The organism is Kineococcus halophytocola (genome assembly GCF_041276425.1).
Classification (GTDB): Bacteria; Actinomycetota; Actinomycetes; order Actinomycetales; family Kineococcaceae; genus Kineococcus; species Kineococcus halophytocola.
The window spans coordinates 17,333-35,357 of the sequence record NZ_JBGFTU010000015.1 but is presented as its reverse complement, the minus strand read 5'-3'; the positions used below and the strand labels follow the sequence as shown (position 1 = coordinate 35,357).

Annotated in this window: 16 protein-coding genes, 1 tRNA gene and 2 pseudogenes; 7 read left to right on the top strand and 12 right to left on the bottom strand. The window is 74.2% G+C overall.

The window, feature by feature from the left end:
• The first annotated feature begins 16 nt into the window (after positions 1 to 16).
• Positions 17 to 2,260, top strand: a complete 2,244-nt coding sequence (locus AB2L27_RS13690; RefSeq protein ID WP_370442032.1) for a putative bifunctional diguanylate cyclase/phosphodiesterase — start codon at positions 17 to 19, stop codon at positions 2,258 to 2,260.
• A 61-nt stretch (positions 2,261 to 2,321) separates the two neighbouring features.
• Here the strand turns inward: AB2L27_RS13690 and AB2L27_RS13685 are convergent, their stop codons facing one another.
• On the bottom strand, positions 2,322 to 2,579 hold the full coding sequence (locus AB2L27_RS13685; protein ID WP_370442031.1) for a hypothetical protein: 258 nt from the start codon (positions 2,577 to 2,579) through the stop codon (positions 2,322 to 2,324).
• 198 nt (positions 2,580 to 2,777) lie between these two features.
• Between AB2L27_RS13685 and AB2L27_RS13680 the strand changes: the two genes are divergently transcribed.
• The gene (locus AB2L27_RS13680) at positions 2,778 to 4,880 is read left to right on the top strand and encodes a SpoIIE family protein phosphatase (protein WP_370442030.1); all 2,103 of its coding nucleotides are present in this window, start codon (positions 2,778 to 2,780) and stop codon (positions 4,878 to 4,880) included.
• A gap of 9 nt (positions 4,881 to 4,889) precedes the next feature.
• Here the strand turns inward: AB2L27_RS13680 and AB2L27_RS13675 are convergent, their stop codons facing one another.
• Positions 4,890 to 5,282: an ATP-binding protein gene (locus tag AB2L27_RS13675; protein WP_370442029.1), complete on the bottom strand. Its 393-nt coding sequence runs from the start codon at positions 5,280 to 5,282 to the stop codon at positions 4,890 to 4,892.
• Between the two features lie 113 nt (positions 5,283 to 5,395).
• On the opposite strand from AB2L27_RS13675, the gene AB2L27_RS13670 reads away from it, so the two are divergent.
• The 3 genes from AB2L27_RS13670 to AB2L27_RS13660 all read left to right on the top strand — a co-directional run bounded on the left by AB2L27_RS13670 (position 5,396) and on the right by AB2L27_RS13660 (position 8,148).
• Complete coding sequence (locus tag AB2L27_RS13670; protein ID WP_370442028.1) at positions 5,396 to 6,472, top strand: NAD(P)-dependent alcohol dehydrogenase; 1,077 nt, start codon at positions 5,396 to 5,398, stop codon at positions 6,470 to 6,472.
• A gap of 65 nt (positions 6,473 to 6,537) precedes the next feature.
• Complete coding sequence (locus AB2L27_RS13665; protein ID WP_370442027.1) at positions 6,538 to 7,209, top strand: NADPH-dependent F420 reductase; 672 nt, start codon at positions 6,538 to 6,540, stop codon at positions 7,207 to 7,209.
• 69 nt (positions 7,210 to 7,278) lie between these two features.
• Positions 7,279 to 8,148 carry a diacylglycerol/lipid kinase family protein gene (locus AB2L27_RS13660; RefSeq protein ID WP_370442026.1) on the top strand — a complete coding sequence of 290 codons (870 nt, stop codon included), beginning with the start codon at positions 7,279 to 7,281 and terminating at the stop codon, positions 8,146 to 8,148.
• A gap of 15 nt (positions 8,149 to 8,163) precedes the next feature.
• Here AB2L27_RS13660 and AB2L27_RS13655 read toward each other — a convergent pair whose 3' ends face one another.
• The 4 genes from AB2L27_RS13655 to AB2L27_RS13640 all read right to left on the bottom strand — a co-directional run bounded on the left by AB2L27_RS13655 (position 8,164) and on the right by AB2L27_RS13640 (position 11,208).
• Positions 8,164 to 8,976: an alpha/beta fold hydrolase gene (locus AB2L27_RS13655; protein WP_370442025.1), complete on the bottom strand. Its 813-nt coding sequence runs from the start codon at positions 8,974 to 8,976 to the stop codon at positions 8,164 to 8,166.
• 13 nt (positions 8,977 to 8,989) lie between these two features.
• Complete coding sequence (locus tag AB2L27_RS13650) at positions 8,990 to 10,543, bottom strand: diguanylate cyclase domain-containing protein (RefSeq protein ID WP_370442024.1); 1,554 nt, start codon at positions 10,541 to 10,543, stop codon at positions 8,990 to 8,992.
• Positions 10,544 to 10,633: 90 nt separating this feature from the next.
• Positions 10,634 to 11,065, bottom strand: a complete 432-nt coding sequence (locus AB2L27_RS13645; protein WP_370442023.1) for a hypothetical protein — start codon at positions 11,063 to 11,065, stop codon at positions 10,634 to 10,636.
• 47 nt (positions 11,066 to 11,112) lie between these two features.
• Positions 11,113 to 11,208 (bottom strand) — tRNA-Ser (locus AB2L27_RS13640).
• A gap of 135 nt (positions 11,209 to 11,343) precedes the next feature.
• Between AB2L27_RS13640 and AB2L27_RS13635 the strand changes: the two genes are divergently transcribed.
• Positions 11,344 to 12,084, top strand: a complete 741-nt coding sequence (locus AB2L27_RS13635; protein WP_370442022.1) for a polyprenol monophosphomannose synthase — start codon at positions 11,344 to 11,346, stop codon at positions 12,082 to 12,084.
• A gap of 137 nt (positions 12,085 to 12,221) precedes the next feature.
• Here the strand turns inward: AB2L27_RS13635 and AB2L27_RS13630 are convergent, their stop codons facing one another.
• Positions 12,222 to 12,641 carry a VOC family protein gene (locus AB2L27_RS13630; protein ID WP_370442021.1) on the bottom strand — a complete coding sequence of 140 codons (420 nt, stop codon included), beginning with the start codon at positions 12,639 to 12,641 and terminating at the stop codon, positions 12,222 to 12,224.
• A 272-nt stretch (positions 12,642 to 12,913) separates the two neighbouring features.
• On the opposite strand from AB2L27_RS13630, the gene AB2L27_RS13625 reads away from it, so the two are divergent.
• A complete protein-coding gene (locus AB2L27_RS13625) occupies positions 12,914 to 14,032 on the top strand; it encodes an EAL domain-containing protein (RefSeq protein ID WP_370442020.1) in 1,119 nt (372 codons plus the stop codon).
• Positions 14,033 to 14,636: 604 nt separating this feature from the next.
• Here AB2L27_RS13625 and AB2L27_RS13620 read toward each other — a convergent pair.
• The 5 genes and pseudogenes from AB2L27_RS13620 to AB2L27_RS13600 all read right to left on the bottom strand — a co-directional run.
• Positions 14,637 to 14,993 (bottom strand): annotated as a pseudogene (locus tag AB2L27_RS13620) (response regulator); the annotation flags it as partial.
• Positions 14,994 to 14,997: 4 nt separating this feature from the next.
• Positions 14,998 to 15,504, bottom strand: coding sequence for a chemotaxis protein CheX (locus tag AB2L27_RS13615; protein WP_370442019.1), 507 nt, complete (start codon positions 15,502 to 15,504; stop codon positions 14,998 to 15,000).
• Positions 15,501 to 15,884 carry a response regulator gene (locus AB2L27_RS13610; protein ID WP_370442018.1) on the bottom strand — a complete coding sequence of 128 codons (384 nt, stop codon included), beginning with the start codon at positions 15,882 to 15,884 and terminating at the stop codon, positions 15,501 to 15,503. The genes AB2L27_RS13615 and AB2L27_RS13610 overlap by 4 nt, the downstream gene beginning before the upstream one ends.
• A gap of 83 nt (positions 15,885 to 15,967) precedes the next feature.
• Positions 15,968 to 16,711 (bottom strand): annotated as a pseudogene (locus AB2L27_RS13605) (CheR family methyltransferase); the annotation flags it as partial.
• Position 16,712: 1 nt separating this feature from the next.
• Positions 16,713 to 17,939: a protein-glutamate methylesterase/protein-glutamine glutaminase gene (locus tag AB2L27_RS13600; RefSeq protein ID WP_370442017.1), complete on the bottom strand. Its 1,227-nt coding sequence runs from the start codon at positions 17,937 to 17,939 to the stop codon at positions 16,713 to 16,715.
• Positions 17,940 to 18,025: the final 86 nt, after the last annotated feature.

The window sequence follows — 18,025 nt, the reverse complement described above, 5'->3', positions numbered from 1 at the left end:
GCCCGAGGACATGGTCATGCGTCGTGCGTGGCTGGGGTACCTGCTGGTGGGGACGGCCCTCACCGCCTGGTGCGTGAGCCTGCCCGTGGGTCTGACGCGGGCCGTCGTCTACGAGGTCGTGCCCCTGTCGGCGGCGCTCGCCCTCGTCGTCGGCGTCCTCGTCCACCGCCCCCCGGACCGGCTGCCCTGGTTCCTGCTGGCCGCCGGTCAGCTGTGCTCCGCGGCCGGGGACCTGGTCTACTCCTGGCTCCAGGTCGGGCTGGGCGTCGAGCCCTACCCCTCGGTCGCCGACCTCTGGTACCTGGCGGCCTACCCGCTGCAGGCCGCCGCGCTCGTGCTGTTCACCCGGGGACGTCGCCTCGACCGCGCGGGCCGTCTCGACGTGGCCCTGGTGACCGTGGCGATGGCCCTGCCGCTGTGGATCTTCCTCGTCGAACCCGCCCTGGACGCCGCCACCACCCCGCTGCTGCACCGCGCGGCCGACCTGTCCTACCCGTTGGCCGACCTCGTCCTGCTCGTCCTGCTCGTCCGGCTCGGGGCGCTCGCCGGGGGGTACAACCGCTCCTCGCGCCTGCTGGCCGCGGGCGCGATCGTCCTGCCGGTCGCGGACGTGACCTTCGCGCTCGCCGGCAGCGGGGGCGGGCTGCTCGTCCTGAACGCGGCCTGCTGGCTGCTGGCCTACCTGCTCTGGGGTGCCGCGGGGCTGCACCCGTCGATGCGCGAGGTCGCCGACCCCGCCGTCCGGCCCGACCCCACGGGCCGCCGGCGCCTGGCGCTGGTCGTGCTGGCCATGCTCGCGGTGCCCGGGGTCCTCGCGCTGCAGGCGGCCGGGCTGACCGGACAGCACCTGCTCGACACCGCGCTGGCGGCGCTGCTGATCATCGCCCTGGGCACCACCCGCACCCAGCTCGCCATCACGTCCGCGCTGCGGTGGGCGCGGCGCTCGGAACGGCTGCGCGCGGAGGTGGAGCACCGGGCCGCGCACGACGCGCTCACGGCGCTGCCCAACCGGGTCACCGCGCTGGACCTGCTGCGCCAGGCCCAGGAACGGGCCGGGCGCAGCGGCGCCACCACCGGTGTCCTCGTCGTGGACGTCGACCGCCTCGCCCACGTCAACGACACCCACGGCGACGAGGTCGGCGACGGCGTGCTGCGCGCGGTCGCCCGGGAGCTGGAGCGCGTCGCGGGCCCGCGCGACCGGGTGGGGCGCCTGGGCGGTGACGAGTTCGTCGTCGTCGTCGAGGACGTCGAGGACGACAGCGCGCTGGCCCGCGTCGCCGGGCGGCTGTCCCGCTTCCCCGTGGCCACCGCCGGGCACGAGCTGGACCTCACGTGCAGCGTCGGCGTCGCCGTCCAGACCGCCGACCGCCGCACGGGGGCCGCCGACCTGCTGCACGAGGCGGTGACGGCCGCCGCCCGCGCCAAGGCCGCCGGCGGGTCGCGCACCTGGTTCTTCGACGACGCCCTGCGCACCGAGCTCAGCGCGCAGGCCGAGCTGGAGGACGCCGTGCGGGCCGGGCTCGGCGCCGGGCAGTTCTGCCTGCACTACCAGCCCGTGGTGGACCTGGGCTCGGGGTGCACGACGGGCTTCGAGGCGCTCATCCGCTGGCAGCGGCCCGGCCACGGCCCGGTCCGGCCGGACGACTTCATCCCCGTCGCCGAGCGCAGCGACCTGATCTGCGACGTCGGCCGGTGGGTGCTGGGCGAGGCCGCGGGCCAGCTCGCCCGGTGGCGCGCCGAGGGCACCGTGGGGCTGGACGTGCGCGTCGCGGTCAACCTGTCCGGCCGGCACCTGGCGCAGGCCACGCTCGTGGCGGACGTGGCGCAGGCGCTGGCGGTCAGCGGACTGCCCGCGAGCGCCCTGATCGTGGAAGCCACCGAGACGGTCGCCCTGGACAGCACCGCGGTCCTGCCGAACCTGCACGCGCTGCGCGACCTCGGGGTCGGCCTGAGCCTGGACGACTACGGGACCGGGTACACGTCCATCGAGCAGTTCCGCACGCTGCCGCTGGACACCCTGAAGATCGACCGCAGCTTCCTGGCCTCCGAGGCCCCGCAGGACGAGGCCCTCGTGGGGCTGATGGTCCACGCGGCGCACACGTTCGGGCTCGGGGTCGTGGCCGAGGGCGTGGAGCGTCCCGAGCAGGTCGCGCTGCTGCGTTCCCTGGGCTGCGACCGGGCCCAGGGCTACCTGTTCTCCCGGCCGGTGCCGGCCGGGGAGGTCGGGGCGCTGCTGGGGCGGGGGGCCGTGGGGGTGTGAGGCGGGCCGGACCGGACCAGACCGAGTCAGGTCGGATCGGACCGGGTCGGGTCGGACCGGGTCAGAGCGGGGTGGGGACGGGGGCCCGGGTGACGAGGCGCTCGCGCAGGAACGTCTGCAGGTTGGCCCCGAGCGGGTCGCCGGGCTGGGCCTTCTCGGGGTCGTCCAGACCGCGCTCGCGGCGCGAGATCGTCGGACCGTCACGGCGCAGCGACTCCAGCAGCCGCCGGGAGTACGTGCCGGACAGCAGGCAGTGCACCGCTTCGGCGCGCAGGGTGTCGTCGAGGCCGTCGAGCCACTCGTCGTGCGAGGCGATCACGTGAACAGTGTGCCCTGCCCGCGTTCACACGGACGACACCCGTCGGACTCCTCGCCCGGACATCACCCGGTGTGACGAAGCCTTGACACGGGAATCACCCGAACGGCCCGGCCGGGGGCCGGGTGGTCACGCAGCGCACCGTCCGGCGACCGGCGGCGACGGTCGCGGGGGCACCCCCGTCCGGCTAGGCTCGGGGTGATGGACGGGACGAGCGCGGCCGTGGCCGGTGGGGTCCTCGGCGACGGCCTGCCCCAGGTGCTGCACGGCCAGCCCGGGGCGGTCCTGCTCGTGCGGGTCGAGGACGCGACGGTGCTGTTCGCCAACCCGCTGGCCGAGCAGCTCGCCCCCGGGGTCCGGCTGCCCTGCCCGATCGACGAGTGGTCCCGTCGCGCCGGTCTGCAGAGCTCCGACGGCGACGACATCAGCGACCCGGCCAACGACGCCTCCCCCCTGTCGCGCATCGCCCACGGCGAGCCGGTCCACGGCGAACGCGTCACCGCGGCCCGCTCCTCGGACATGTCCCACGAGCGCGAGGCGCTGTGGGTCATCGGCCTGCCGCTGACCGACGCCCCCGTCGACGCGCTGACCAGCCTGGCCCTGGTGGCGCTGCTGCCGCTGCGCGAGACCGGCATGGTCCACGACGCCCAGCAGTCCGCCGAGCGGCTGCACTCCCGGGCCGTCCTGGCCAGCGACCTGTCCTTCACGATCTCCGACCCCACCCAGCCCGACAACCCGCTGGTGTGGGTCAACCCCGCGTTCGAGAAGGTCACCGGGTACGGCCGGGAGGTGCTCGGGAGCAACTGCCGCTTCCTGCAGGGCCCGGAGACCGACCGCGAGGCCGTCCGCCGCATCCGCACGGCGCTGCAGACCGGGGACACCGTCACCGAGCTGCTGCTGAACTACCGCAAGGACGGGACCGCGTTCTGGAACGAGGTCGTCATCTCCCCCGTGCGCGATGCGGACGGGCACGTCACCCACTTCGTCGGCGTCCAGTCCGACGTCACCCTGCGGGTCCAGGCCGAACGCGAACGCGACGAGGCCCTGGCCGTGGCCCGCGACGTCCGGCGCCGGCTGGAGTTCCTGTCCGGGGTCACCGACCAGCTCTCGCAGGTGCTCGACCCCGACGCCGCCCAGGACCTGCTGCCCTCCCTCGTCGTCCCCGAGTTCGCCGAGTGGGCGTTCGCGACGCTGCTGGACACCACCGGCCGCACCCGGCACATCCGCGCCTCGCACGCCAACCCCGACCGCGCCGGCGACGCGGCGCGGTTCCAGGAGCTGCGCGACGGCCTCGCCGACGACTCCATCTCCATGCGGGTCCTGCGCGGTGACCTCGGGCCCACGCTCGTCTCGATCGAGGACGACCACGCCGAGACCGTGACCACCACCCGCGAGACCGCCGACGTGCTGCGCCGGCTCGGCCTGGGCAGCGCCGTCGTCGTGCCGCTGCGGGCCCGCGGGGCCGTCACCGGGTCCCTGACCCTGCTGTCCGGCCCGGACCGGCCCCCGTTCACGGTCGACGACCTCGCCACCGCCACCGACCTCGGCGCCCGCGCCGGTCTGGCCCTGGAGAACGCGCGCCTGTACGCCCAGCAGCGGACGTCCTCGGAGACGTTGCAGCGCAGCCTGCTGACGCCGCCGACGCCGTCACCGGGGTTGTCCATCGCCACGCGCTACCACCCGGCGGCCGAGGCCGCGCAGGTCGGCGGGGACTGGTACGACGCGTTCACCCAGCCGGACGGGTCGACCGTCGTCGTCATCGGCGACGTCATGGGCCACGACGTCCTCGCGGCCGCCGCCATGGGCCAGTTGCGCACCCTGGTGCGGGCCCTGGCCTACGACCGCTCGGCCCAGCCGGCCGAGGTCGTGCGGCGCCTGGACGAGCTCCTGGAGGGCCTGGGCGTCACCACGCTCGCCACGGCCGTGGTGCTGCAGGTCGACGCCGGTCCCGGCCCGCGCCGGGTCCGCTGGTGCACCGCCGGGCACCTGCCGCCCGTCGTCGTCGGCCCCGGCGGGGAGGTCCGGGTGCTGCAGGGCGAGGGCATCGTGCTCGGCCTGGGCTCGGGCCAGCAGCGCGACCAGCACGAGGACACCCTGGACCCCGGGGCGCTCCTGCTGCTCTACACCGACGGGCTCGTCGAACGCCGCGACCGGCCGATGGAGGACCGCCTGGCCGAGCTGCGGTCGGTGGTGGGCGACCTCGCCGGCCTCGACGTCGAGGACGTCAGCGACGCCCTGCTGGAGCGGATGCTGCCCGAGGGCAGCGACGACGACGTGGCGACCGTCGCCGTGCGGGTCGGCTGACCCGGCGGGTCACCCGCCCAGGTCGCACCAGACCGTCTTGCCGGGCCGCTGTCCGGACCCGCCCCGGCGCACGCCCCAGTCGGCGGCCAAGGCCGCCACCAGCCCGACCCCCCGGCCGGACTCGGCCGACGGCTCCGGGGAGGTGCACCGGGGCAGCGCGGGACTGCCGTCGCTGACCTCCAGGTGCAGGACGCCGCCACGGCAGTCGACGTGGGCGCGCACCGGCGGGGCACCGTGCTCGACCGCGTTGACGGCCAGCTCCGAGACCGCCAGCAGCGCCTGGTCCAGGACGTCACCGCCGTGCTCGGGACAGGAGCGGTCGCGCAGGAAGGTCCTGGCCCGGCGGGCGGCGCTCAGGTCCGCGGGCAGGTCCAGGTCGGCTCCCGCACTGTTCTCGCACACCAGACCATCGTGCGGCTCCGGCGCCCCGACCGCGTCTGGTAGAAGGCGCAACGACCCCGGACGGCGGCGGCGCAGGCGCCGGGTTAGCGTGGTGGCCCGGCGCAACGGAGCGCATGTCCCCCACCGACCACCCCCAGGGAGATGACGTGCCCACCACCGTCAAGGCCTACGCCGCCACGTCCGCCACCGAACCGCTCACCCCGTTCGAGGTCGAACGCCGCGACGTCGGGCCCAAGGACGTCCGGATCGACATCAAGTTCGCCGGCATCTGCCACTCCGACATCCACACCGCCCGCAGCGAGTGGGGCCCGGCGACCTACCCCGTCGTCGTCGGCCACGAGATCGCCGGGACCGTCGCCGAGGTCGGCTCGGAGGTCACGAAGTTCTCCGTCGGCGACCGGGTCGGCGTCGGCTGCATGGTCGACTCCTGCGGGGAGTGCAAGAACTGCCTCGCCGGTGACGAGCAGTTCTGCGTCGAGGGCAACGTCGGCACGTACAACAGCGTCGGCAAGGACGGCGAGCCGACCCACGGCGGGTACTCCCAGGCCATCGTCGTCACCGAGGGTTTCGTCTGCTCGATCCCCGAGGGCATCGACCTCGACGTCGCCGCACCCCTGCTGTGCGCGGGCATCACCACCTACTCCCCGCTGAAGCAGTGGGGCGCGGGCCCGGGCAAGAAGGTCGCCGTCATCGGCCTCGGCGGGCTCGGCCACATGGCCGTCAAGCTCGCGCACGCCATGGGCGCGGAGGTGACCGTGCTGTCGCAGTCGCTGAAGAAGCAGGAGGACGGTCTGCGCCTGGGCGCCGACCACTACTACGCGACGTCCGACCCGGACACCTTCCAGGCCCTGCGCGGGCAGTTCGACCTCATCGTCAACACCGTCAGCGCGATGCTCGACTTCGACGCCTACCTCTCGCTGCTCGACGTGCGCGGCGCGATGGTGAACGTGGGCCTGCCCGAGGAACCGCTGTCGCTGCGGATGTTCTCGGTCGTGGTGGGCAACAAGAGCTTCGCCGGCTCGAACATCGGCGGGATCGCCCAGACCCAGGAGATGCTGGACTTCTGCGCCGAGCACGGCATCGGTTCCGAGGTCGAGGTCATCGCCGCGGACAAGGTGAACGAGGCCTACGAGCGCGTCCTGGCCTCCGACGTGCGGTACCGGTTCGTCATCGACATCGCGACGCTCTGAGGACCCGCCCGCCTGACCGCTCCCTCCGGGGGCGGTCAGGTGGGCGCGGACGTAGCGTCGTGCGCATGGACATCGGCATCGTCGGCGCCGGCAACATCGGCGGAAACCTCACCCGCGCGTTCACGCGCCTCGGCCACACCGTCAAGGTCGCGAACTCCCGGGGCCCGGAAACCCTGGCCGACCTCGCGCAGGAGACGGGGGCGACCGCGGTCACCGCCCAGGACGCCCCGCGCGGGGTGGACCTCGTCGTCGTGACGATCCCGCAGAGCCGGGTCCCCGACCTGCCCGCCACCCTGCTGGACCCGCTGCCCGACGGCGCGGTCGTCGTCGACACCGGCAACTACTACCCGCGGGAGCGCGACGGCCGCATCGACGCCCTCGAGGACGGGACGCCGGAGACGGTGTGGACCGCGCAGCACCTGGACCCCCGCGGCCGGCTGCACTGGGTCAAGGCGTTCAACGGGATCACGGCCGAGCACCTGCTGACCGCGGGCCGTCAGGACGGCGACCTGGAACGGCGTGCCCTGCCGATCGCGGGCGACGACGCCGGGGCCAAGGACGTGGTGTCCGGCCTGGTGCGCGAGATGGGTTTCGACGTCGTGGACGCCGGGCCGCTCGCGGAGTCCTGGCGCCAGCAGCCGGGCACCCCCGTCTACGGCGCCGAAGCCGGTGTCGAGGGGATCACGCAGGCCCTGGCCGACGCCCCGTCGCAGCGGCCCGCGCAGTTCCGCGCCTGAACCACCCGGTCGCAGCAGCCCTCGCCGTCGCGGGGGGCAGGCCCGGGCGATCGCCCCTACGGTGAGCGCGTGAGTACCGACATCCGGCGCGTCGTCGTCGTCCTGAACCCCAACAGCACGGGTGACGGCCCCGCGAACGCCGAACGGCTGCGCGCGGACCTGGACGGGGTGGTGCGCGTCGACCTGGTCGAGACCGAGTACGCGGGCCACGCCGAGGAGATCGCCCGGGACACCGTGCGCGAGGACGGCGGGACCCTCGTCGTGTCGGCCAGCGGCGACGGCGGGTACCACGAGGTCGTCAACGGCGTCGTCACCGCCGGCCGGGGGCTGGCCGCGGTCCTGCCCTCCGGCAACGCCAATGACCACGCCTCCGCGACGCAGGACCGTCCCCTGGCCCAGGCGGTCCGCGACGTCGTGGCGGGGGCGCCGACGACGCGCATCGACCTGCTGCAGGTCACCGGTGGGGGCCGGTCCCGGGTCGCGCACTCCTACGCCGGGGTCGGGATCACCCCCGTGGCCGCCGCCGCCCTCAACGAGCACGACCTCGACGCGGTCAAGGAGTCCTTCCTCGTCGTGCGCGCGTTCTGGCGCTACCGGCCCATGACGATCACGCACGAGGGCCGCCAGATCGACCTGGACAGCCTGGTGTTCGCCAACATCGACCGGATGGCGAAGTACGCCCAGCTCTCGGAGGAGTCCGCGCCCGACGACGGCCGGTACGAGACGCTGCTCATCCCGCACCGCAGCAAGCTGCGGCTGCTGGCCGACTTCACCCGCGTCCTGCGCGGCAAGCACCCGGTGACGTCCCGGGCCGAACCCTTCGAGTTCCTCACCCACTCCCCCATGCCCCTGCAGCTGGACGGGGAGGTCTTCCACGTCGACGGCGGGGTGGACGTCACGGTGCGCTGCCTGCCGCTGGCCCTGCGCACGGTCGCCTGAGCCCGGGGCGGCCCCTCAGCCCAGGAACGCGCGCAGGAGCTCGGCGGTCCGCGCCCGGAACTGCGCGGGGTAGCCGTGCCGGGCACCGTCGAGGACCACGAGCTCGGCGCCGGGGACGCGGCCGGCGAGCAGGCGGCCGTTCGCGGGCGGGGTCAGGCGGTCGTCCCCGCCGTGCACGACGAGCGTGCGGGCGGCGATGCGCGGCAGCAGGTCCCAGCCGTCGTGACCGGTGCTGGCGCCGTGGTGCGCGCGCCGCACCGACGGGGAGCCGGTCGGGGCGAACCGGGCCGCGGTCCCGGGGTGGCGGGCCGACCACCCCGGGGTGAAGAACAGGTCGGCCAGCCCCTGCCGGCCCGCGGGCGAGGCCGCGTGCCGCAGGGTGCGGGCGACGTCGGCCTCGCAGCGGACCTCGTGCGCCCCACCGGGTCCGCTCGCCCCGAGCACCAGCCGGTCGACGCGGTCGGGGAACCGGGCCGCGAGCACCTGCGCGACGCGCCCGCCCATCGAGAACCCGTGGACGTGCGCCCGCGCCACCCCGAGCGCGTCGAGGACGGCCACGGCGTCGGCCGCGAACGTGGCCGTCGTCCAGCCGCCCGGGCCGGGGCCGCCGGTGCTGCCTCCCGTCCCGCGGGTGTGGACGACGACGACGCGGAACGCCCCGGCGAGGTCGGCGGCCGTGCCCGTGGCGGTCTCCGGGCCCAGGCTCTGACCCGCCAGGAGCAGGACGGTGGGGCCGGTGCCGGTCACGTCGGCCGCCACCTGCACGGCACCGTCCGCACCGAGGGGGTCGACGGGCACGAGGACGCGGTCGCGGGCTCCGGGCGGCACCGCCCGACCGTACCTACCGCCTCGCGCCCACGGACCCGCGGTGGGACCGCTTCACCCCGTACATGCGGGCGTCGGCCGCGGCCAGCAGCGCCTCGACGACGGCGGGCACGACGTCCGCGCCGGCGGGCCGGTCCGCGGCGAGTGCCCGCGGCTCCTCCCGGACCGCGCCGATGCTGGCCGAGGCCTGCACGACCGCCCCCCCGAGGGTGAACGGTTCCGCGAGCGCGGCCCGCAGCCGCTGCACGACGGCCTCCGGGGGCACCTGCGGGTCGGTGACGAGGACGGCGAACTCGTCCCCGCCCCAGCGGGCGGCACAGTCCTGCTCCCGCACGCACGCCAGCAACCGGGCCGCGACACCGCGCAGCAGGTCGTCACCGGCCGCGTGCCCGAGGGTGTCGTTGACGGCCTTGAACCGGTCGAGGTCGACGAAGGCGACGACGAGGGCGTCCCCGGTGCCGAGGGCGTCGCGGACCGCCTCGGCCGTCCGCTCGGAGAACCGGCGCCGGTTCTCCAGGCCTGTGAGCGGGTCGACGTGGGCCAGCAGGTCGAGCTGGTGGCGCTGCCGCTCGGTCGTCAGCAGCAGGCGCCGGTGCTCGTCGAGGGCGAGGAACTGCCGGCCCACGCCGAGGACGACCATGGCCAGCAGCGCCACGAGGACGAACCGGTCCGACGTCGCCCACAGCCGGATCGCCCCGAGGACCGTCGCCGGGCCCAGCGCCAGGTAGGGGACCAGCCAGCTCACCGACCCGGTGGCCGGGGGCCGCGACGACGACGGGCGGCCCGAGGACTGGCGCGAGCCGATCGCGAAGACGCCGAAGGCGACGATCCAGGCGTAGTCGGCCACCCCGCCGGTTTGGTAGCCCGCCGTGGCCAGGAACCCGTACGCGTGGACGACGTCACCGACGGTCTGCGAGGTCGCCGCCAGCAGGCACAGGACCCCGACCCGGGAGAGCCCGAGCCGCGCCGTCTGGATGAGCGTCGTGGTGAGGAAGACCACGTCCAGCAGCGGGGAGGCCAGCGGCACGACGAGGTCGGCCGAGAGGAGGGAGGAGTGCCGCACGGCCTCACCGAGCCAGCCGACCCACAGGACGGTCAGCAGCGCGGTGCCCAGCAGCAGGCCGTCCAGGAGGGTCGCCAGGCCGACGTGGGACCGCGTGCGCCCCCACAGGTGGACCATCCCCGCGGTGACGAAGGTCACCGAGAACCCCAGGAAGGGCACGTCGGCCCACGTGGTGGCGTCCTGGATCAGCCCGAGGACGTCCTGCCCGGTGGAGACGAGCTGGCCCGCGCCCCACGACCCGCAGGCCGTCGCCAGCAGTCCCCAGCTGCGACGCGGCCACCCCGCCGGGGCCCGCCGCCACGCCGACCAGCCGAGCAACCCCGCCGCCAGGAACGCCACCGCGGCCTCCCCCAGCCCGAAGATCAGGAGCGAGGCGGTCGTGCCGCGGCCCAGGAGGGACTGGGCGAGGGCCAGACCGGCCAGGACGGCGACGAGGACGGCGACGTCCGCGCCGAGGCGACCGGTCGCCCTCAGCGCGTCCCACCCCCGTCTCGACCAGGTCCGCACGTCCTGGTCATCGTCACCGCGGCGGGGTGACTGGACGGTCCCTCACCCGCCGGCGGCGGGCTCTCACCCGTCCGGCGGCACGGGCGGGCCTCAGTCGCGGTCGGTCTCGTCCCGGTCGGTCTCGTCCTGGGCGGTCTCGGGGACGTCGGCGGCGCCGGGCGGGCGCATGAGGCCCAGCAGCGGCGCCGTGGTCAGCCGCTGCCGGACGAGGGCCGCGGAGACCAGCAGGACGACCAGGCCCAGGAGGGCCAGCGGCCAGGAGTTCGCCAGCAGCGCACCGGCGAGCAGCACCAGCACCACCACGACGGGCACGACCAGCGGCACGCGGTTGTACCAGCGCGGTTGCAGGACGGCGGCGGCGTACCACCACGCGACGGCCGCGACCCGCTCGTCGGGGTGGCGCCGGCCCTGCCGGGCCAGGGCGATGGCGTCCTGGCGGTCCTCCCGGGGCAGCGTGTGGAAGGCGCGCAGCGCCGTCGCCCGCCGCTGGGGGGTCAGCTCGGGCCCCACGACCGCGCTCATCGTCCTGCTCCTCGCTCCTGGTCCTCCCGGAGCGTGGCGTCCGGGGGTGGCGGAGGGCATGGGATTCGAACCCATGAGGAAGGAGTGGGTACCTCCCTAGCGGTTTTCAAGACCGCCGCCTTCAACCACTCGGCCAGCCCTCCCGGCCGCGCCCGGTCCCCGCGGGGTCCGGGCGCGGGCACCAGTCTGCCAGCTCCCCCGCCCGCCCCGGCCGGCCCGCCGCACGGGGTGGGGTAGCGTCGGGCGACCCGTCCGCCGATCACCCGAGCGAGTTCCCGTTGGCCGAAGCCCTGCGCTGCGTCGTCGTCCTGCCCACGTACGACGAGGCCGACAACATCACCGGCATGCTCGAGCGGATCCTGGGGTCGGCCGTCGCCCCCGACGTGCTGGTCGTGGACGACTCCTCCCCCGACGGCACCGGCGCCCTCGTCGAGCAGGCCGCGGCGCGCTACCCGCAGGGCCGCGTCCGGTTGCTGACCCGCACGACGAAGGACGGCCTCGGCGCCGCCTACCGGGCCGGTTTCGCGCACGCCCTGGCCACCGGCGACCACGACGTCGTCGTGCAGATGGACGCCGACGGCTCGCACCCCGTGGAGGCGCTGGAGCGGATGCTGGCCGAGATCGCCGCCGGCGCCGACCTCGTCCTCGGCGCCCGGTACGTGCCCGGCGGCGCCCTCGACGACGCCTGGCCCTGGTACCGCAAAGCGCTCTCGCGCGGGGCGAACGTGTACGCCCGGGTCCTGCTGCACGCCCCCGTGGCCGACCTCACCGGCGGGTTCAAGGCCTGGCGCGCGGACCTGCTGCGCCGCCTGGACCTGTCGGAGCTGACGGCGGCGGGGTACGCGTTCCAGATCCAGACGACGCTGGCCGCGCTGCAGCAGGGTGCGACGGTGCGCGAGGTGCCGATCCTGTTCACCGAGCGCACGCACGGCACGTCGAAGATGTCGAAGGCGATCATCCGCGAGGCGATGGTCGCGGTGCTGCGGATGCGCCGGCACGGCCCCACCGGCCGTCCCTGACCCGTCACCCCCCGTCTCCCACCCCTCCCTCCGGCGTCACCGCCCCCCGCCCCCGTGTCCGTGTCGTTGACGCGAAGCGCCGATAGGTTCGGCGCGTCGCGTCAACGACACGTCCAACCGGGCGCCCGGCGCGGCGGTCAGGAGGGCGCGGCGGGGGCGGACAGGTTCACCATCCAGTGGATCCCGTAGCGGTCGACGAGGGCGCCGTACTCGTCGCCCCACATCTGCGGCTCCAGCGGCGTCTCCACCGTCCCGCCCTCGGCGAGGGCGGTGAAGGCCGGGCGCAGGACGTCGCCGTCGTCGCCGGTGAGGGCGACGGTGATGCTGGAGCCGGGGGTGAGGTCCATGCCGGGCGGGACGTCGGAGCCCATGAGCCACCACCCCTGCGGCGTCGTGAGCTGGGAGTGCATGACGAGTTCGGGGTCGACGCCGGGTGGGGCGCCGAACTCGCCGAACGTCGTGAGGTCGAGGGTGCCGCCGAGGACGTCGCGGTAGAAGGTCATCGCCTCCCTCGCCTGGCCGCGGAAGCTGAGGTAGGGCGTCAGGTGCGTGGACACGGCTTCCTCCTGGGACGGTCCGAGCCGGATGCCGGAACGGTAGTGCGGCCCGCGGCCGGGGACCAGACCCGGACCACCCGGAACTGCGCACAGTCACCGATGCTCACTGTGACCTGTTCGTGATTGTGCGGGCCCGGTCGTTCTGGAAAGGTCGAGGAGACAGCAGTGTCACGAGCAGGACGCACCGTTCCCGCGCGGTGCGACCCTCGGCCCGCGGAACGGCCGCGCGCGACACGACGAGCGAGGACGGCACGGCCGCGGGAGGTCCACCGGTGCGAGGTCACGGGCAGGACGACGACGCCGTCGCCCAGCTCCTGGACCTGGCGCGGGACGTCTTCGGGACCCCGGTCGCGGCCCTCACCCGCGCCACGCGCACCACCCCCCACCACGTCGAGCAGACCAGCAGCGTCCTGGACCCGCACACCACCGTCCGGTTGCTGGCCGACACCGACCTGGCCACCGCCCCGCTGACCGTCGACGTCGTCCGGCCCGACGGCGTCCCCGGTGGCCGGCTCGTGGGCGTCGGCGCGCCCGAGGACGCCCGGCCCGGTCTCGCCTCCCGCCAGCTCGAGGCGTTGCACGTGGTGGCGGCGCTGGTCGCCGGGGTGCTGCACCACCGGGACCGCCGCCGCGCCGAGCGGGACGACCGGCTCGCCTCCCTCGACGCCTTCGTCGCCGGCACCGGCCGCAGCACCGTCCTGCAGCCCATCGTCGACCTGCGCACGGGCGCGACGGCCGGGGCGGAGGCGCTGAGCCGGTTCACCGGGCCGGAGGGGGCACCGCGCCGGCCCGGGCAGGTGTTCACCGACGCCCGCACCTCCGGCGTCGGGGTCCAGCTGGAGCAGGCGGCGATCGCCTCGGCCCTGCCGCTGCTGCGCACCGTCCCCACCGGGGCCTACCTCAGCGTCAACGCCTCCGCCGAGGCGCTGCTGGACACCACCACCCACGACCTGCTGCTGTCCGCGGCCACCGACCGCCTCGTGGTGGAGATCACCGAGCACGACCCCGTCGAGGACTACGACGCGCTCACCGGGGTGACCGCGCGGCTGCGCCGGCACGGGGTCCGCATCGCCGTCGACGACGCGGGAGCGGGGTTCGCCAGCCTGCAGCACGTCCTGCACCTGAACCCGGACATCGTCAAGCTCGACATCGCCTTCGTCCGCGGCATCGACGCCGACCCCGCACGCCGGGCCGTGGCCCGGGCCCTGGTGGGGTTCGCCTCCGAGCTCGGTTCGACGATGGTGGCCGAGGGCGTGGAACGGCCCGACGAGCTGGCCGTGCTCGGCGAGCTCGGCGTCGACTGCGGGCAGGGGTACCTGCTGGGTCGGCCGGCCGTCGCCCCGGTGTGGGGCGGTGGCCCGGGGGCGACGACGGCCGTCGTCACCGGTTGAGCGGCCCCGGGGACGACGAGGACCCCCCGCCCGCGGGGGCGAGGGGTCCTGCAGGACGTGCGCGTCAGAACGTGACGATGCTCAGCGCGCCCTTGCCGTAGCGGGCCACCGTGACCGCGAGGTCCAGGCGGCTGCCCGTGCGGGTCGCCCAGTCGGCCACGTCGGGGCGCAGGGCCTCGCCGGGGACGTAGGACGCGTACAGCTTCAGGTGCGCGGCACCCTCGACGTTGAACAGGGACGCCATGATGTTGAGGACCTCGCGCGAGTTCACCGCGAGGTTCTCCGGCAGTTCCTTGTCGTCGATGGCGTCCTCGCTGGCCCCGGGGGGCAGCAGGCCGATCGCGGCACCGGCGTGGGCGGCCAGCGCGAAGTCGAAGACCACGACGGCCTTGGACTTCAGGTGGTCGTCCACGTAGAGCCCGACGAGGGAGCCGGGCTTGCCGCCGACGGGCAGCGGACGCCCGTCGGACAGGTCGACGTCACGGTTCAGCAGGTCCGAGAGCAGGTTGCGGATCGCCAGGTTCGACGGCAACGGGTTGACGTCGAACTTCACCTCGCCCTGCGCCACCGACGTCTCGACGGCGCCGGAACCGGCGTCACCGCCGAGGACGGGGGCCAGGGCCGCGGCGAACGCCTCGGGGGTGAAGGGCTTGGCGATGAGGAACAGGGCGCCGGCGGCCGCCGCCTTCTCCCGCATCTCCTCCGACCCCTCCGAGGTCACGAAGCCGAACGGCACGTCCAGGCCCGAACCGCGCAGGTTCTGCAGCATCTCGATGCCGGTGGCCTCGGGCATGTTCCAGTCGGACAGGACGATGTCCGGGTTCTCCTTGCGGACCGCGTCGAAACCCTCCTTGCCGTTCTCGGCCTGGACCACCTCGACCCAGTCGTACCCGGCCTGGCGCAGCGTGCGGATGACGATCTGCCGCATCACGCGGCTGTCGTCGACCACGAGGGCCTTCACGTCCTCAACCCCCCACGTTCTCGGGACCGTTGCCGCCGGCCAGCCACACCTCGAACGTCAGCCACTGACCCTGCCAGTTGGCGTCCAGCCGGGCCGCGAGGCGATCGGAGGCGCCGTGCAGCGGCTTGGCGGTCGAGACGACGGGCAGGCCCAGGGGCCCGGCGTCGGGGACGAGGGCCTTGATGTTGCCGCCGACGATGTTGGCGACCTCGCCGAGGGAGTCGTAGACGTCCTCGTCGGTCAGCTCGCCGTCGTCCTGCAGCAGGGCGGCGGCCAGCGGCAGACCGAGGGCGCGCTCGACGCTGACGGTCACGATGCCGGGACGGGCCCCGGAGATCGTCACCGAGGCGGCGAGGATGTCGCCCTCGATGTCGTGCTGGTCGAACGACGGGAGCAGGAACTCGGTGTGCGCGAAGTACGACGCCCACATCGCGTCGACGATCTGGCCCAGGGCCTCGTCCTCGACGTAGTCGGTGGGTTCGTCGTAGAACTCCTCGACCAGTTCGGTCATGCCTGAGCCCCTTCCGGCAGCAGGCCGAGCAGGGAGAGCTTCTCCTCCAGCGACTCGACCGTGAACGGCTTGATGAGGTACTCGTGGGCGCCGGCGGCCAGCGCCCGGACGATCTGCCCGTGCTCGGCCTCCGTCGTCACCATCATGAGCGTGAGCGCGCGGTAGTCGCGGTTCGCCCGGACCTGGGTGACGAACGTGAGCCCGTCCATCACCGGCATGTTCCAGTCGACCGTCGCGAGGTCGGGCAGCGGGCCCGACTCGAGGACCTTCAGCGCCTCGGCGCCGTCGGCCGCCTCGACCGTCTCGTACCCGAGCTTGCGCAGTGCACCAGCGATGATCTTCCGCATGGCGCGGGAGTCATCCACGACCAGAGCCTTCATGCCTGACCTCCGTTCTTGGGACGGTGGACCGAAACCCGTCCGATGAGTTCGCGGTCCCAGTTCTCATCGACGCCCAGCGTCGTTTCTGCACCCCCGAGGAACATGTATCCCCCGGGCTTGAGCACCTTGCGCACGCGGGACAGGATGTCGCGCTTGGTCTCGAGGTCGAAGTAGATGAGCACGTTCCGCAGGAACACCACGTCGAACTGGCCCAGGGCCGCGTACGAGCTCGTGAGGTTCAGCTGCTGGAAGCGGACCATCCGCTTGATGTCGTCGTTCACCTGCCACTGCGTCCCGACGCGCGTGAAGTGGCGCACGAGCATCGGGGCCGGTAGCCCGCGGTTCATATCCAACTGCGAGTACCGGCCGGCCTTGGCCTTCTCCAGCACCTCGCTGGACAGGTCGGTGCCGATGATCTCGGCCCGCCACCCCTCGGCGATCAGGCTGTCCTGCAGCGAGATCGCCAGGCTGTAGGCCTCCTGGCCGGTGGAGCTGGCCGCCGACCAGATGCGCAGGGACCGCGTCGCGGCCCGCGCCTGCTTCAGCGTGGGGACCACCGACGTCGAGAACGCCTGGAACGGGGCGCCGTCGCGGAACCACGACGTCTCGTTCGTGGTGAGCGCCTCGACGATCGCGGTCTGCGCGCGGCGGTCGGGGCGCAACCGGATGCCGTCGACGTAGGCGGAGACGTCGCTGGCTCCAGCGGCCCGTGCCAGCGGCACGAGCCGGGACTCCACGAGGTACTCCTTGCCCTTCTCGAGGACGATCGCACTCTCCTTGCGCACCAGGGTGCAGACCCAGTCGAAGGCTGTGGTCGTGAGTGCCATGTCACCACCTGCCTTGGGAGGGACGGGCCGCGGGGGCGGCCGGACGGAACGCCGGCGGACGGGCCGGCGGGAGGGGACTGGTGCGGGTGGAGCTGGGGGTGGTTCCGAGGGTGGATCTGGGGGTGGTGCCCGCCGGGGTGGCGGTGGTGCCGAGCCCGGGCCGGACACCCGGCCCGAGCCGGCGCTGGATCGCGTCGGCGATGGACCCCAGGGGCAGGACCTCGTCGGCGATGCCCTCGCGGGTCACGGCTCCGGGCATGCCCCACACGACCGAGGTGGCCTCGTCCTGGGCCAGGACCTGCCCCCCGGCGGCGGCCACGGCCTTGCAGCCGAGCTTGCCGTCCGACCCCATGCCCGTGAGGATCACGGCCAGCAGTTCCCCGCCGTAGGCGGCGACGGCCGAGCGGACCATCACGTCGACGGCGGGTCTGCAGAAGTTCTCGGCAGGTCCCTGGTGCAACTTGATCACCGTCTGCGGGCCGCGGCGGGCGACCTCCATGTGGAAGTCCCCGGGGGCGACGTAGACCGTGCCGGGCACGACGGCGTCCCCGTCGGCGGCCTCGACCACCCGCAGCGCGGAGGCCTTGTCGAGCCGCTGGGCGTAGAGCCGGGTGAACACCGGCGGCATGTGCTGGGTGACGAGCACGGGCACCCCGAGGCCGGCCGGCAGCTTGGCCAGGACGGCCGACAGGGCCTCGGGCCCGCCGGTGGAGGAACCGATGACCAGGGCCCGCGGGGCCTTGGCGGCCGAGGTGCGGGTCCGGGTGGTGACCGGGGTCGCCGGGCGCACCGGCGCCGGCGCGGCCGCGGCGGCCAGGTGCGGGACCAACGCCTTGATCTTGGGGATGAGCTGCTCGCGGACGGAGTCCATGGACTCCTGGACCGACCCGACGTTCGCCGGCTTGGTCACGTAGTCCGAGGCGCCGGAGGACAGGGCCTCCAGGGTGGCCGTCGCACCGCGCTCGGTGAGCGTGGAGAACATGATGACCGGCAGCTTCCGGTCGATCCTGCGGATCTCCTTGATCGCCTCGAGGCCGTCCATGACAGGCATCTCGATGTCCAGCGTCACCACGTCGGGCTTGAGCTGGACGATCTTGTCGAGCGCGATCTTGCCGTTGGGCGCGGTGCCGACGACCTCGATGGCCGGGTCGGACGCCAGCACGTCGGTGACGATCCGGCGGACGACGACCGAGTCGTCCACCGTGAGCACCCTGATGCGTGGGCCCACGTCGCACCTGACCTTCCTCGCTGCCGGCGCGCCGCGCCGTGGGGCACCACCCGGGAGCGGGTGGCTCCTTGTTCATCGGCGTCTGG

Bases quoted from the DNA above. Each gene is read 5' to 3' on its own strand.
- AB2L27_RS13665 (WP_370442027.1), top strand. From the start codon at position 6,538: ATGGACATCGGCATCGTCGGCGCCGGCAACATCGGCGGAAACCTCACC.
- AB2L27_RS13680 (WP_370442030.1), top strand. From the start codon at position 2,778: ATGGACGGGACGAGCGCGGCCGTGGCCGGTGGGGTCCTCGGCGACGGC.
- AB2L27_RS13610 (WP_370442018.1), bottom strand. From the start codon at position 15,884: ATGAAGGCTCTGGTCGTGGATGACTCCCGCGCCATGCGGAAGATCATC.
- AB2L27_RS13645 (WP_370442023.1), bottom strand. From the start codon at position 11,065: ATGAGCGCGGTCGTGGGGCCCGAGCTGACCCCCCAGCGGCGGGCGACG.
- AB2L27_RS13690 (WP_370442032.1), top strand. From the start codon at position 17: ATGCGTCGTGCGTGGCTGGGGTACCTGCTGGTGGGGACGGCCCTCACC.
- AB2L27_RS13615 (WP_370442019.1), bottom strand. From the start codon at position 15,504: ATGACCGAACTGGTCGAGGAGTTCTACGACGAACCCACCGACTACGTC.
- AB2L27_RS13670 (WP_370442028.1), top strand. From the start codon at position 5,396: ATGTCCCCCACCGACCACCCCCAGGGAGATGACGTGCCCACCACCGTC.